Source organism: Streptomyces sp. NPDC042364, from assembly GCF_056437585.1.
Window position 1 is genome coordinate 252,568 of the sequence record NZ_JBWKAJ010000004.1, and the last position, 13,062, is coordinate 265,629.

General features: G+C 73.0%; 14 protein-coding genes. 1 reads left to right on the forward strand and 13 read right to left on the reverse strand.

The genetic code is table 11. From position 1 onward, the window contains the following. Positions 1–12: 12 nt before the first annotated feature. The 7 genes from AC067N_RS10555 to AC067N_RS10585 all read right to left on the reverse strand — a co-directional run bounded on the left by AC067N_RS10555 (position 13) and on the right by AC067N_RS10585 (position 7,353). Positions 13–1,425: a kynureninase gene (locus tag AC067N_RS10555; protein ID WP_478678496.1), complete on the reverse strand. Its 1,413-nt coding sequence runs from the start codon at positions 1,423–1,425 to the stop codon at positions 13–15. Then, complete coding sequence (locus tag AC067N_RS10560; RefSeq protein WP_478678497.1) at positions 1,418–2,263, reverse strand: tryptophan 2,3-dioxygenase family protein; 846 nt, start codon at positions 2,261–2,263, stop codon at positions 1,418–1,420. Before AC067N_RS10560 ends, AC067N_RS10555 begins: the two co-directional genes overlap by 8 nt. 170 nt (positions 2,264–2,433) lie before the next feature. Beyond that, complete coding sequence (locus AC067N_RS10565; RefSeq protein ID WP_478678498.1) at positions 2,434–2,847, reverse strand: DUF3151 domain-containing protein; 414 nt, start codon at positions 2,845–2,847, stop codon at positions 2,434–2,436. Between the two features lie 72 nt (positions 2,848–2,919). Then, on the reverse strand, positions 2,920–4,488 hold the full coding sequence (locus tag AC067N_RS10570; RefSeq protein WP_478678499.1) for an MFS transporter: 1,569 nt from the start codon (positions 4,486–4,488) through the stop codon (positions 2,920–2,922). Between the two features lie 293 nt (positions 4,489–4,781). Further along, the gene (gene fbaA, locus AC067N_RS10575) at positions 4,782–5,804 is read right to left on the reverse strand and encodes a class II fructose-bisphosphate aldolase (protein ID WP_478678500.1); all 1,023 of its coding nucleotides are present in this window, start codon (positions 5,802–5,804) and stop codon (positions 4,782–4,784) included. 165 nt (positions 5,805–5,969) lie between these two features. After that, positions 5,970–6,524: an orotate phosphoribosyltransferase gene (gene pyrE / locus AC067N_RS10580; RefSeq protein ID WP_478678501.1), complete on the reverse strand. Its 555-nt coding sequence runs from the start codon at positions 6,522–6,524 to the stop codon at positions 5,970–5,972. A 34-nt stretch (positions 6,525–6,558) separates the two neighbouring features. Continuing rightward, a complete protein-coding gene (locus tag AC067N_RS10585) occupies positions 6,559–7,353 on the reverse strand; it encodes an aldose epimerase family protein (RefSeq protein ID WP_478678502.1) in 795 nt (264 codons plus the stop codon). A 215-nt stretch (positions 7,354–7,568) separates the two neighbouring features. Here AC067N_RS10585 and AC067N_RS10590 point away from each other — a divergent pair, with 215 nt between their 5' ends. Then, a complete protein-coding gene (locus AC067N_RS10590) occupies positions 7,569–7,787 on the forward strand; it encodes a hypothetical protein (protein WP_478678503.1) in 219 nt (72 codons plus the stop codon). Between the two features lie 19 nt (positions 7,788–7,806). Here the strand turns inward: AC067N_RS10590 and AC067N_RS10595 are convergent, their stop codons facing one another. The 6 genes from AC067N_RS10595 to AC067N_RS10620 form a co-directional block, all read right to left on the reverse strand. Continuing rightward, positions 7,807–8,793 (reverse strand): SRPBCC family protein, encoded by a 987-nt coding sequence (locus AC067N_RS10595; protein ID WP_478678504.1) that lies wholly within the window; start codon positions 8,791–8,793, stop codon positions 7,807–7,809. Between the two features lie 111 nt (positions 8,794–8,904). After that, positions 8,905–10,554, reverse strand: coding sequence for a polyamine aminopropyltransferase (locus AC067N_RS10600; RefSeq protein ID WP_478678505.1), 1,650 nt, complete (start codon positions 10,552–10,554; stop codon positions 8,905–8,907). A gap of 390 nt (positions 10,555–10,944) precedes the next feature. Further along, a complete protein-coding gene (locus tag AC067N_RS10605; RefSeq protein ID WP_478678506.1) occupies positions 10,945–11,466 on the reverse strand; it encodes a DUF2617 family protein in 522 nt (173 codons plus the stop codon). A gap of 503 nt (positions 11,467–11,969) precedes the next feature. Next, on the reverse strand, positions 11,970–12,356 hold the full coding sequence (locus AC067N_RS10610) for a hypothetical protein (RefSeq protein WP_478678507.1): 387 nt from the start codon (positions 12,354–12,356) through the stop codon (positions 11,970–11,972). A 93-nt stretch (positions 12,357–12,449) separates the two neighbouring features. Beyond that, on the reverse strand, positions 12,450–12,659 hold the full coding sequence (locus AC067N_RS10615; protein ID WP_478678508.1) for a hypothetical protein: 210 nt from the start codon (positions 12,657–12,659) through the stop codon (positions 12,450–12,452). 184 nt (positions 12,660–12,843) lie between these two features. Next, positions 12,844–13,056 (reverse strand): hypothetical protein, encoded by a 213-nt coding sequence (locus tag AC067N_RS10620; RefSeq protein WP_478678509.1) that lies wholly within the window; start codon positions 13,054–13,056, stop codon positions 12,844–12,846. Positions 13,057–13,062: the final 6 nt, after the last annotated feature.

Genomic DNA, 13,062 nt, shown 5'->3' on the forward strand with positions numbered 1-13,062 from the left:
CGGCGGGCATGGTCAGCCGACGGAGTTCAGCGTCTGAGCCAGGACCCGGGCCGCCCGTTCCACGTCGGCGAAGCCCACGTAGAGAGGGGTGAAGCCGAAACGGAGGACGTCGGGATGGCGGAAGTCGCCCACGACGCCCTGCTGGATGAGCCGCTTCATGACGTCACCGGCGTCGTCGCAGCGCAGGGCTACCTGACTGCCGCGCTCGGCGTGGGCGATAGGGGTGAGGCACTCGACGCGGCCCTCGGGGACGTACGCCGCCACGCAGCGCAGGAAGAAGTCCGTCAGTGCGAGGGACTTGGCCCGAACGGCCTCGATCGTCACCCCGGCCGCCGGCCCGGCACCGGGACCGACATCGGCACCGGCCTCGTCCCGGGCCCCGGCTCGGCCCCTGTCCCCTCCTTCTCCCCCGTCTCCGTCGCCGTCGCCGTCCCACACGTCCAGCGCCGCCTCCAGCGCCAGCATCGACAGGATGTCCGGCGTGCCGACGCGGCCCCGGAGGGCGCCGCCCGCCGGTTCGTAGGACGGGCGCATGCCGAAGGGGTCCGTGTGGGAGTTCCAGCCCGGCAGGGGTGAGTCGAAGCGGGGCTGGAGGTCCCGGCGTACGTAGAGGTACGCCGGGGAACCCGGCCCGCCGTTCAGGTACTTGTACGTACAGCCGACCGCGAGGTCGACGCCGTGTTCGTCGAGGCCCACGGGGAGGGCGCCCGCGCTGTGGCACAGGTCCCAGACGGCGTAGGCGCCCGCCTCGTGGATCGCCGCCGTCAGGGACGGCAGGTCGTGGAGGCGGCCGGTGCGGTAGTCGACATGGTTGAGGAGCACCGCGGCCGTACGGGGCCCGAGGGCGTCCGGTACCTCCGCGGGGGTCACCGGGCGGAGTGTGCGGCCGGTCATCCGGGCTGCCGACTCGGCGATGTACCCGTCCGTGGGGAAGGTCGTCGCGTCGACCAGGATCTCGTCCCGGACCGGCCGCCCACCGCCCCCGCCCCCGCCCGCGCTCCCGCTCTCGCTCTCGCTCTCGCGGGTGTCCTCGTCGGCCATGCGGACCGCCGCCACCAGTGCCTTGAAGACGTTGACACTGGTGGAGTCGCCCACCACGATCTGGCCGGGCGCCGCGCCCACCAGCGGGGCGATGCGGTCGCCGATCCGCTCGGGCGCCGTCCACCAGCCGCTCTCGTCCCAGGAGCGGATGCGCAGGGAGCCCCACTGGCGGCGCACGACGTCGTCGACCCGGCCGGGGACCGTGGCCGGGAGCGCGCCGAGGGAGTTGCCGTCGAGGTACACGGCGTCGTCGAGGACGAAGCGGTCGCGGAGGGCGGACAGTTCGTCGGCCTCGTCGGCCTTCCTCGCCTCGACGGCCAGTTCGGAGTATGTGTGAGCGGCTTCGTCGGCGGGCCGCTCGCTCGTCCCGGTGAGATCAGACATGGGAGCGCGCCGTCCACAGCTCGGGGAAGACGTTCTTCCGGGCCCTCTTCTCCAGCCAGGCCACACCGGCGGAACCGCCCGTGCCGGCCTTGGCGCCCATGGCGCGCCGCGTGGCGACGAGGTGGTCGTTGCGCCAGCGCCAGACCAGTTCCGCGACATCGGTCAGCGCCTCGCCGAGGCGGGCGAGCTCGTGGTCCGGGTCGCCGGAGTACAGCTCGGTCCACACCTCCTCGACCGCGGGGGACGGCTCGTAGCGCTGGGAGACGTCACGGCGTACGACGGACTCGGGGATCGCGTATCCGCGGCGGGCCAGGAGCCGCAGGACCTCGTCGTAGAGGCTCGGCTCGTGCAGCGCCTTCTCCAGCTCGGCGTGGACACGGGGCGCACCGCGGTGCGGTACCAGCATGGACGCGGACTTCTCGCCGAGCAGGAACTCCATACGGCGGTACATCGCCGACTGGAAGCCGGAGCCCTCACCGAGGGCGGCGCGGTACGAGTTGAACTGGGCCGGGGTGAGCTGGCCGAGGGGCTTCCAGGAGGCGTTCAGTGCCTCCAGCTCGCGCACGGAACGCTTCAGCGCGTCCCTCGCGGTCGGGACGTCGTCGCCCCGCAGCGCGGCGGTGGCGGTCTCCCACTCGTGCACGATGACGGTGAACCACAGCTCCATGACCTGGGTCGTCACCAGGAAGACCATCTCACCGGGGTCGTCGGAGAGAGGGTGCTGGAGGTGGGTGAGGACGTCCGCCTGGACGTAGTCCTCGTACGGCGTGGTTCCCTGGAAGTCGAGATGCGGGGTCTCGGGCTCCGAAGCCTCGACGGGCTGAGCCTGCTGGGACATCGCTGTCTCCTGTTTGTACTCCGGGTAGCGGTCCGCCCCTGCCGTTACCGACACGGGGGCCCCGGTCCCCACCCGCATGGTCGGGGATGCGCCCCCGAAATCGCAAGGTCCGCCTGATCACACCCAGGCGGACCTGCGAAAACACGCCCGGCGGACGTCGGCCGTACGGGTCAGCTCAGGGTCTGGGCCGCCGTCGAGGACGAGTCCTTGAGGAACTGGGTGCAGCGCTCGTACTCCTCCTGCTCGCCGATCGCACCGGCGGCGCGGGCGAGGGCGTGCAGGGCGCGGAGAAAGCCGCGATTCGGGTCGTGCTCCCAGGGGACCGGCCCGTGACCCTTCCAGCCGTTGCGGCGGAGGGCGTCCAGGCCGCGGTGGTAGCCCGTACGGGCGTAGGCGTACGACTCCACGACGCTGCCCCGCTCGAACGCGTCGTCGGCGAGCTGGGCCCAGGCGAGGGAGGAGGTGGGGTACTTCGCGGCGACGTCGGCCGGGGGCGTGCCGTTCGCGAGGAGTTCGCGGGGCTCCGGGTCGTCGGGGAGGTGCGTCGGGGGCGGGCCCCCGAGGAGGTTCTCGTGAATCGTCATGGGTTCCAGTCTGGCCCATGGGGGGAGCCGGGGTGGCCGGGTGGGGCGGGCCCCCGGACCGGCGTACGGCTCTCACTCCCGCGAGGGACCCGGCCTGCCCGTCTCGCCCTCCCCTGAGAACCTCCCGGAGGGGCCCGGCCCGCCCTCCGCTGGGAACTCCCCGGAGAACTCCCCGGAGGGGCCGGGGCCGCCCTGTTCCCCCTCCAGCGGTGGAGCCGTCACCGAGGCGTGGGTGCGGCATTCCGGGTGGTGGCAGTCGGGCGGCGGGCGGCGGACCGTGGCGAAGGCCAGGCCCGCTGCGGCCAGGAGCGCGGCCGCGCACACCGGCATGGCCGTGCTGAACGCGGCGTCGAACTGGGCGGGGTCCCGGTAGGCCTCCGGGCCCATCCCGGCGATCAGGGGGAGCGCGGCCACGGCGATGAGGCCGGCGGCGCGGGCGGCGGCGTTGTTGATGCCGCTGGCGAGGCCCGCGTGCTCGGTGGAGACGGAGGCGAGGACGGTGGCCGTCAGCGGCGCCACCAGGGTGACCATGCCCAGGCCCATGACGAGGAGGGCGGGCAGGACGTCCGTCGGGTACGAGGCGCCCGGGCCCACCCGCAGCATCAGCAGGACGCCCGCCGCGCACAGCAGGGGGCCGACGGTGAGGGGGATGCGGGGGCCGATGCGTTCGCCGAGGGCGCCCGCCCGGGACGACAGCAGCAGCATCAGCACGGTGATGGGGAGCAGGGCCGTGCCGGCGGCGAGGGCCGAGTACCCGGAGACCACCTGGAGCTGGAGGGCGGCGAGGAAGAAGAAGCCGCCGAACGCCGCGTACACGAAGAGGGTGACGATGTTGACCGCCGTGAACTGGCGGGACGCGAAGATCTCGGGCGGCATCATCGGGTCGGGGCGGCGGCGCTCCACCTGGACGAAGGCGACACCCGCCGCGACGCCGGCCACGGCCGTGACGACGACCGGGACCGAGCCCGTCGCGGCCTCGATCAGGGCGTAGGTGACGAAGGCCAGGGACAGGGCGCCCAGGGTCGCGCCGAGGACGTCGAAGCCACGGCCGTGGGTTCGGCCGTCGCCGGACTCAGGTACGTGGCGCACGGCGATCGGGACGCAGAGCAGGGCGAGGGGCACGTTCAGGAGGAAGACCCAGCGCCAGCCGGGGCCGTCCACGAGCCAGCCGCCGAGGAAGGGGCCGACCGCCGCGCCGATGCCGCCGAAGCCGGACCACAGGCCCACCGCCCGCGCCCGGTCGTCCGGGTGGAAGGAGGCCTGGATGAGGGCGAGGGAGCCGGGGGTGAGGAGGGCGCCGCCGACACCCTGGAGAGCTCGGGCGGCGATCAGTACGCCCGCGTCGGGGGCGAGACCGCAGAGGAGGGACGCGGCGGCGAACCACACCACGCCCACGACGAACACCCTGCGGCGGCCGAAACGGTCGCCCAGGGCACCGCCGAGGAGGATCAGCCCGGCCAACGTGAGCATGTACGCGTTGACGGTCCACTGGAGGGCGGCGAGGTCCGCGTCCAGGTCGCGCCCCATCCGGGGAAGGGCGACGTTGACGACCGTCGAGTCCACCATGGCCATGCTCGACCCGAGGACCGTGGTGAGGAGGATCCACTTGCCCTGCGGGGAGGCGAGCCGTACGTCGGCCATGAAGGGATCATCCCGTGCGGTGGGCGTTCGGGCCAGGGGGCGGCAGCCGCGACCGAGAGCCGGCGGGAGCCGTCACGCCCGGCCGGAGCGGTCGCCCAGAGCCGTCACGCCCGGCCGGAGCGGTCGCCCAGAGCCATCAGGCCCCGGCCGCAACGGCCACCCGAAGCCATCCCGCCCGGCCGCAGCGCCCACCCGAAGCCCCGGCGCGCCTGTCCGTGTCCGAGCCGTCCCGACGGCACGAGTGCCCGCAGCCGGGCGGCTGCGGGCACTCGTGGAGAACCGTCGGGCGGGGGTTACTTGATCTTCGTGCCGGCCGAGCGGAGGTTGCTGCAGGCCTCGACGACACGGGCGGCCATGCCGGCCTCCGCGAGCTTGCCCCAGGTGCGGGGGTCGTAGGTCTTCTTGTTGCCGACCTCGCCGTCGACCTTCAGGACGCCGTCGTAGTTCTGGAACATGTGGGCGGCGACCGGACGCGTGAAGGCGTACTGGGTGTCGGTGTCGATGTTCATCTTGACGACGCCGTTCTCCAGGGCCGTGCGGATCTCCTCCTCCGTGGAGCCGGAGCCGCCGTGGAAGACGAAGTCGAACGGGGACTCCTTGCCGAAGCGGGCGGCGACGCCCTCGTTCAGCTCCTTGAGGAGGTCCGGGCGCAGGACGACGTTGCCCGGCTTGTAGACGCCGTGCACGTTGCCGAAGGACGCGGCCAGCAGGTAGCGGCCCTTCTCGCCCAGGCCCAGGGCCTCGGCGGTGCGGATCGCGTCGTCGACCGTCGTGTAGAGGGAGTCGTTGATCTCGTGGGTGACGCCGTCCTCCTCGCCGCCGGTCGGGGTGATCTCGACCTCGAGGATGATCTTCGCGGCGGCGGCGCGGGCGAGCAGCTCCTGGGCGATCTCCAGGTTGTCGGAGAGGGTCTCCGCGGAGCCGTCCCACATGTGGGACTGGAAGAGGGGGTTCTCGCCGCGGGCGACCCGCTCCTCCGACACCGCAAGCAGCGGACGGACGTAGCCGTCGAGCTTGTCCTTCGGGCAGTGGTCCGTGTGCAGCGCGACCGTGATGTCGTACTTCTTGGCGACGATGTGGGCGAACTCGGCCAGGGCGACGGCGCCGGTGACCATGTCCTTGTTGTGCTGGCCGCCCAGGAACTCGGCACCGCCGGTCGAGATCTGGATGATGCCGTCGCTCTCCGCCTCCGCGAAACCGCGCAGCGCGGCGTGCAAGGTCTGGGACGAGGTCACGTTGATGGCCGGGTAGGCGAACTTTCCTGCCTTCGCCCGGTCGAGCATCTCGTTGTAGACCTCGGGGGTTGCGATGGGCATGGTCCGCTCCTTGTATGTGCGGGTGGCGTTGTGCTTACGAGCCCTGACCTAGGGTTGCGACATCATCGTCGGCCCCATCTTTCCAGACGTGACCGGATGCTCCGGCCAGGGTGTCCGAAACTGGGCGGTAACCCCTGACCTCGGTGTTCGTACGACGAACGGGACTCAGTCGAGACCCAGCTCGTCCTTCGAGAACGCGAAGCGGTACGGGACCCCGGCGCCCTGCTCGATCTTCTCGGCGGCGCCGGTCGCGCGGTCGACGATGGTCGCGACGGCGACGACCTCGGCCCCGGCCGCGCGGACGGCTTCGACGGCGGTCAGCGGGGAGCCGCCGGTGGTGGAGGTGTCCTCGACGACGAGCACGCGGCGGCCGGCGATGTCCGGTCCCTCGACCCGGCGCTGGAGTCCGTGCGCCTTGGCGGCCTTGCGGACCACGAACGCGTCGAGCCGGCGGCCCCGCGCCGCGGCGGCGTGCAGCATCGCGGCGGCCACCGGGTCGGCGCCCATGGTGAGTCCGCCGACCGCGTCGAAGTCGAGGTCGGCGGTCAGGTCGAGCAGCACCTGCCCGACGAGGGGGGCGGCCTCGCCGTCGAGGGTGACGCGGCGGAGGTCGACGTAGTAGTCCGCCTCCAGGCCCGACGACAGGGTCACCTTGCCGTGCACCACGGCCTTGTCCTTGATCTGCTGCAGCAGCGAGCCGCGTACGTCCACGTCAGTCATGGCAGCCAGCTTAAGGGGGCCGTTTCGCCCGTCCTCACAGTCGCTGCCAGCTCCAGGTCGTGGTCGCCTCCAGCGGCTCGATCGGGGTGACCAGCCGGGGATGGGTGTTGAGACCGTTGGGGGGGCCGGTCTGCGGTTCGACGCACACGGCCTCCGCCTGCTCGTCGTAGACCACGACCCACTCCTCGCGCGAGGCGACCTTCAGCTCCAGCCTGCCGGGCCAGGTGAGGGTGACGTCGACGCCGCCGGGCATACCGAAGCAGTCGTCCCACGGTCCGGGCCTCGGGTCGATCCGGTTGCCGGTGGGCAGGTGGTCGGCACCGCGCTCCTCCTGCCAGGCGGGGGCGAAGTCGAGCCGTACGTCCTCGCCGCCGTCGCCCAGGGTCCGGTTGAACCACGGGTGCCAGCCGATCTGGGCCGGGAACGACGACTCGTACGTCTCCACGGACATGGTGAGGGTGAGGGCGTCCGGGGTGAGGGTGAACACCTGGGTGACCCGGGCGGGGTACGGCCACGGGTCGACGAGGTCGTAGGTGAGGACGGCCTCGGCGCCGGTTCGGCTCGCGACCCGCCACGCGCGGTCGCGTGCGGTGCCGTGGATGGCGTGGGGCGGGGCGTTGAGGGGCATCTGCTGGACGGCGCCGCCGCTGAGGAAGCGGCCGTCGCGGACACGTCCGCACCAGGGGACCATCGGGAAGCAGCCGAAACGGTCGCCCTGGCGCAGGAGTTCGAGCCCGGCGATCCGTAGGCTCGCCACACGTCCGCCGTTGGCCGGGGTCAGGACCGCCTGCGCGTCGGCCGCGGCCAACGTGATCTCTTCGCTACTCACGTTGTCGAACCCTACTGGGGGTTGCCGCCCCGGGCCCCCGGCACGCTCGCTCCGAGCAAGGCTCCTCCGACCCGGCCGCGTCGTTCAAGGGTCGGGGCGGGCAGGCGATTTGACGGTGCGCCACCGGAGCGGGGAGCCATGGAACTCCTGGCCTCACCCGGGCGTCTTACCGGTGAGGCTCGATGTTCGTGAGACGCGACGAGAGGCGGGTTGCCATGCAGGCGGACGACACGGCCAGGCTCGAGACCACGCTGGCGGACGGGCGGCGCATGACGTTGTCGCTGCCGCCGACGGACGCGGGATGGGCCGCCGGGGGCGTCAAGGGGCTGCGTGCGGTCCCGCCCACGCACACGGGCCGTGGCGAGGAGCCGCCCGCCCTGCCCGAGCGCCCGGTCCTCCCCCTGGAGATGGCCCTGCTCGGCCTGGGCCTGTAAGGACCCCTGGGGGAGGGGCTCAGCGGCGCCTGCGCAGGGCTCGGGCCACGATGACCGCGGACGCCACCGCGAGGGCCGCCGCGGGGGCCGCCCAGCGGAGGGCGGCCGTGCCGACGGAGACCGTCTCGGGGGCCGGGACGGGGGCGTAGCGGCCCCGCGGTGGCGCGTGGTCGACCTCTTCTGCGCTGCGGCCGATCATCGTCCGCCGGGCGTGCGCGGCCTCGGCCGGAGGCTCGCTCCCGGCCACGATGTCGTCCTCGGCGAACGGATCCAGTGAGGGCGGCGGCACCTCGGCGTCGAAGACGGAGGCCGGCGGCACCTCCCCGACGCCGGCACCGACATCGGCCTCGTCGTCGTCATCGTCATCGTCATCGTCGTGCTCATCGGCCCCGGCGTCGTCGCGGTCGTCGCCGCTTACGCCGTGGGCCGCGGGCTTCCGCGCACCGCCCTCCGGACCGTCGGGGGTCTGCTTCTTCCCCGCGGGCTCGGCGGCGGTCCGTTCCTGCGCCGCCGGTTCCTCCGCCGCCTGCTCCTGCGCCGCCGGTTCCTCGGCCGCCTGCTGCTCCTCATCCTGCTTGTCCTGCTCGGCCGCCTTCCCGAGTTTCTCCGCGAAGCGGGTCAGGAGGCGGCCCGTCGCCACGGTGACCGCGTCGGCGGGGAGTTCGGTGACGCGGCCGTCGGCGGTGGCCGTGCCGGTGAAGTGGATCGTCGTGCCCTCGGGGGCGGAGGTGAGACGAATGGCCAGGGCGAACCGTACGGTTCCGCTGCCGCGGACCTCCGTGGCGTCGCCCTGCACCGCGTACGAGCCGTCGTCGGCGCCGGACACCCGCAGGGCGCCGCGATAGGTGATGGTGTGGCCGGCGGCACGCATCTTGAGTCGGCCGGCGACGGGCGGGGTGCCCGCGTCGTGCTGGAGCCCGGGGACCGCGCGGGCCACCCGCTCGGGGTCGGACAGCGCCTCCCGGAGGCGGTCGACATGAACCGGAACGAACACGTCATGCTCCATGGCAGGGGAGCCTACCCACGAGGCGCCGCGCCGCACCCGCGCATACGCGTGATTGCTCGCGTTCGGCCCCCTGCGGCCGTACCCGTGGTACCGGAGCCGGTGGCGCCGGGTTCAGGGGGCGTACCTCGGATGCACCAGCGTCGACGGGGGCAGCCCGTCGATGCGGGCGGCGTCCCCGAGGCGGGTGCCCGTGCCGCCGAGGTCCACGGCACGGCCCGCGCCCGCCGTGTCACGCGTGGCGATGACGAACCCCCGGTCGCGCGGGACGCCGGCGGTGCGGGCCGCGGGCTCGGGGCGGGGGCCGAAGCCGGGGGTGCGGGCGACCACCCGGTACGGCGTGGTGTGCAGGCCGGCGGCGCGCAGGGTGGCGTCGACCGTCCAGAAGACGTGGCGGCGGGAGGCCACCGGCCCCGCGTGCACGACGAGCCGGCCGTCGTCGGCGAGGACCTCGCGGGCCAGACCGTAGAACTCCTGCGAGTACAGCTTGGCGCTGTCGGTGATGCCGGGGTCGGGGAGGTCGGCGATGACGACGTCGTACGGGGCGGCCGGGCGGCCCTCGCGGAGCCAGGTGAAGGAGTCGGCCGTGACGACGTGGACGCGGTCGTCGTCGTAGGCGTGGTCGTTGAGGGCGGAGAGCGCCGGGTCGGTGCGGGCGAGGCGTACCACGCCCGGGTCGAGTTCGACGACGTCCACCCGCCGTACGCCGTCGTGACGCAGGACCTCGCGGGCGGCGAGGCCGTCGCCGCCGCCCAGGACGAGGACGCGGGCGTGCGGGCCCGCGTCGATCGCGGGGTGGACGAGGGCCCGGTGGTAGCGGTGTTCGTCGCGGTCGCTGACGCGCAGGCGGCCGTCGAGGAAGAGGGAGAGGGGGCGGCCGTGGCGGCCGCCGGTGAGGACGATCTCCTGGACGCCGGTCCGCACCGCGACGCGGACGTCGTTGCCGTACACCGCGCGTCTGGCGGCGCGTTCGAATTCGTCGACGTGCACGGCGGCCGTGGCGAGCAGGGCGAGGACGGCGGCGTTGGCGGCGAGCAGCAGCCGGCGGGCGCGGCGGCTGAGGTCATGGCGGAAGAGGCCGAGGACGAGAGCGCCGCCGACCAGGGCGTTGACCGTTCCGGTGAGCAGGGCGCCGGTCAGCTGGCCCAGCCAGGGCAGCAGTAGGAAGGGGAAGGCGAGGCCGCCCACCAGTGCGCCGACGTAGTCCGCGGCGAACAGGTCGGCGACCGCGCAGCCCGCGTCCTGGCGGCGGATGCGCTGGATCAACTCCATCAGGAGCGGGACCTCGGCGCCGATGAGCAGACCGATGGCCAGGGAGAAGGCGACGACCAGATAGCGGGAGCCGTCGGCCCAGCCGCCGCCCCAGTCCCCGGTCCAGGCGAACGCGGCGTACAGCGCGAGGGCGCTGGAGCCTCCGACGAGGGCGAGGGCGGCCTCGATGGCACCGAAACCGAAGGCCGCGCGGGGGCGCAGTCGTTTGGCGGCGAGGGAGCCGATGCCCATGGCGAAGACCATGACGGACAGGACCACGGAGGCCTGGGTGACGGAGTCGCCGACCCAGTAGGAGGCGAGTGCGACGAGTTCGAGTTCGTACACGAGTCCGCAGGCCGCACAGACGAAGACGCCGGCGAGGACGAGGAAGCGGCCGACGCCGGGGCGGACGGGGAGACGTGCGGGGTCCCCTCCGGGGCCGCCGCCGGGGAATCCTTGTCCGCGCCGTGAGGGTGGGGCGCCCTGGGGTGCGGGGGCGGGCGGCTCGATCACTCCTGGCACGCTACCGTCGCGTGTGCGCGGGGCTGGGTCACCCACACGGGTGATCTGCGATGTCCCCGGCACCTAATAGCTCGGGGGTTCGGGTCCGTCGGCGTGTCGGCGTGTGCGGGCACCTGGGGGTTGTTCGCGCAGTTCCCCGCGCCCCTGAAAGGCGACCGGGACTGCGCCCCGTGCTGTTCAGGACGATGGGCGGGCCGCAGGCCCGAACCCTTCAGGGACGCGGGGAACTGCGCGAGAATCCACCACGCACCCGCACCCGCACCCGCACCCGCACACGCACACGCACACGCACACGCACAGGCACCCGCGCTCGCGCCCGCCAAGACCACCCGCACCCGCCGACGAGAGGCGCACCCCGAGCCATTGGGCTCCCGGGGCCCCTCACAGCGGCACCGACACCCGCATCCCGACCCTCGTGCGCGTGGCGACCAGTTGACCGTCCTGCGGGTACGCGTGCCATGTACGCCAGTGGACTTGGCCCTCGTGGCGCTGCGCGAGCATCGCCGTGAAGGCGTGCGGGCTGCCGGGGAAGACACCGGCGAGACCGTGGGGGTGGTCGGAGACGAGCGCCAGGAGTTCCTGGGCGCGGCCGGCGAAGGAGCCGGGCGACAACACCTCGACGCGGGCTGCGAATTCGTACTCCCAGTCGCCCACGCGTTTGGCCACGCCGAGCGGGAGGGGCGTGCTGGAACCCGGGATGCAGGCGACCGTCTCCGAACAGTGACTGCCCCTGTCCTCCTCGAGAAGCACCTGGTGGGACGCGCCGAGGAGCCTCAACTGAAGCTTTGCCCCAGCGAGTTCGAGGTCGAGGGTGGCGAGCGCGGGCAGCGGTTCGCGGCCCAGGGCCCACGCCAGGTCGGCCGCGCTCGTGTCGGTGTAGGTCGTGTTCAGGGTCGTGAGCATGGGTCGGCTCCGCTAGCACGCAAAGAAGAGAAGAGGGGTGGTCCGGCGCACCCCGTTCGGCACCGGGGGATGCGGCCCGGTCAGCCAGGTCGGGTGGGGGACGACGTCCCAGCGGTCCGGTCAAGCCAGGACAGGCCTGCCGGGAGGGACGTCCGGGGGCTGCGTTGGCGATTTATAGGGAATCATGAACTGTGGCGCCACCACAGCGTTTTTACCCAACTTGACGTGCTTTCCATCCCCCCGAGGGCTGCACAGCTCAACTGTTCAACCAGGCGTGCGCCCCTGCCATGGAAGTGCTACTCGTGCGCTCATCCCGGCGGGCGCGTGACCGGAGGGGAGCGCCCGCCGGACAACCGGACTCTCCAGGTGTGCCCAGGCGTGCGCATGGGGCAGTCGGCCCGCACGGGCGGGAGGTGCGACGGCACCGCGGTTCGGACACACGAGCGCCCGCCGGGAGTTCGATCCCGGCGGGCGCTCGTGTCGTGGAGCTCGGCTGCCCCGTGTCAGCTGCCTCCACCGCATCCGCCCCCGCCTCCGCAGGAGGACCCGGACGACGAGCCGCAGGACGAGCTGCTGCACGACGACGAGCTGCTGCCGCAGGACGAACCGCCGCCCCCGGACGACGAGTGCCTGTCGTCGTTCGACGACGAGGACGAACCGCCGTCGCCGCCGGCCGCGGCACCGCCGAGCACCCACCAGCTCTGGTCGCTGCTGCTGTGCGTGCCGCTGTCACCGCTGCTGCGGCGGGCGCTCCCGCCGCCGTGTCCGCCCGTACGGCGGCCTCCCGATCGCCTCGCGCTGGTGTTGCTTCTGCTGACGGCCACGAAGACCGTCACCAGCACCACGAAGACGACCCCCAGGATGATGGCCACGATCGCGATCGCGTTCATGGCGCCACCCCCCTTCTTTTCCTCAGTCCCCCGAAGCGGCCCCCCGTGGGCGCCTCGTCTTGTCACATGCGCGGTGCATCCGAGCCGGCCGGCTCAGCTGCCGCCGCCGCATCCACCACCGCCACCGCAGGACGCACCACCGCCGCAGCCCCCGCCGGCGGACGAGTCCCCGGCGTCGGACCACCAGCTGCCCCGGCGGCGGCCGTAGGCACCGGCCCGTACCGCTCCCCTGGAACTCACGATGACGGCGAACACGACGATCAGTGCGAAGCAGATGATTCCCAGTGCGATGCCGATCCCCATGGCGTCGGCCCCCTTTCCGTTGTCCCCCGTGTCCCCGTGGTCCCCGTGGTCCCCCGAGACGCCCCCGTGGGCCCCCGTAGTCCTCCGAGGCGCCCCCGTGGGCGCCTCGACGTCCAGCGTGACGCTGGGATGCCCCCGCGTGCGGGCGTTCAAAGCGGAGTTGAGCAAGTCCAGAGGTAAGCGGTCAGTCGCCGCCACCGCCGCAGCCCCCGCCGCCGCACGACGAGCCGCCCCCGCACGACGAGCCTCCGCCGCAGGACGAGCCGCCGGACGACCCTCCGTCCGCCCACCAGCTGCGCCGACGACGACGCGAACCGCCGCCGAGCGTCGACACGATGCCGACCAGCACGACCGCCCCGAAGGCGAGGAAGAAGAAGATCTCCACCTCCGCCACCACCTTTCC

Bases quoted from the DNA above. Each gene is read 5' to 3' on its own strand.
- AC067N_RS10570 (WP_478678499.1), bottom strand. From the start codon at position 4,488: ATGGCCGACGTACGGCTCGCCTCCCCGCAGGGCAAGTGGATCCTCCTC.
- AC067N_RS10560 (WP_478678497.1), bottom strand. From the start codon at position 2,263: ATGTCCCAGCAGGCTCAGCCCGTCGAGGCTTCGGAGCCCGAGACCCCG.
- AC067N_RS10605 (WP_478678506.1), bottom strand. From the start codon at position 11,466: ATGCTCACGACCCTGAACACGACCTACACCGACACGAGCGCGGCCGAC.
- AC067N_RS10555 (WP_478678496.1), bottom strand. From the start codon at position 1,425: ATGTCTGATCTCACCGGGACGAGCGAGCGGCCCGCCGACGAAGCCGCT.
- AC067N_RS10595 (WP_478678504.1), bottom strand. From the start codon at position 8,793: ATGGAGCATGACGTGTTCGTTCCGGTTCATGTCGACCGCCTCCGGGAG.
- AC067N_RS10610 (WP_478678507.1), bottom strand. From the start codon at position 12,356: ATGAACGCGATCGCGATCGTGGCCATCATCCTGGGGGTCGTCTTCGTG.
- fbaA (WP_478678500.1), bottom strand. From the start codon at position 5,804: ATGCCCATCGCAACCCCCGAGGTCTACAACGAGATGCTCGACCGGGCG.
- AC067N_RS10565 (WP_478678498.1), bottom strand. From the start codon at position 2,847: ATGACGATTCACGAGAACCTCCTCGGGGGCCCGCCCCCGACGCACCTC.
- AC067N_RS10590 (WP_478678503.1), top strand. From the start codon at position 7,569: ATGCAGGCGGACGACACGGCCAGGCTCGAGACCACGCTGGCGGACGGG.
- AC067N_RS10615 (WP_478678508.1), bottom strand. From the start codon at position 12,659: ATGGGGATCGGCATCGCACTGGGAATCATCTGCTTCGCACTGATCGTC.
- pyrE (WP_478678501.1), bottom strand. From the start codon at position 6,524: ATGACTGACGTGGACGTACGCGGCTCGCTGCTGCAGCAGATCAAGGAC.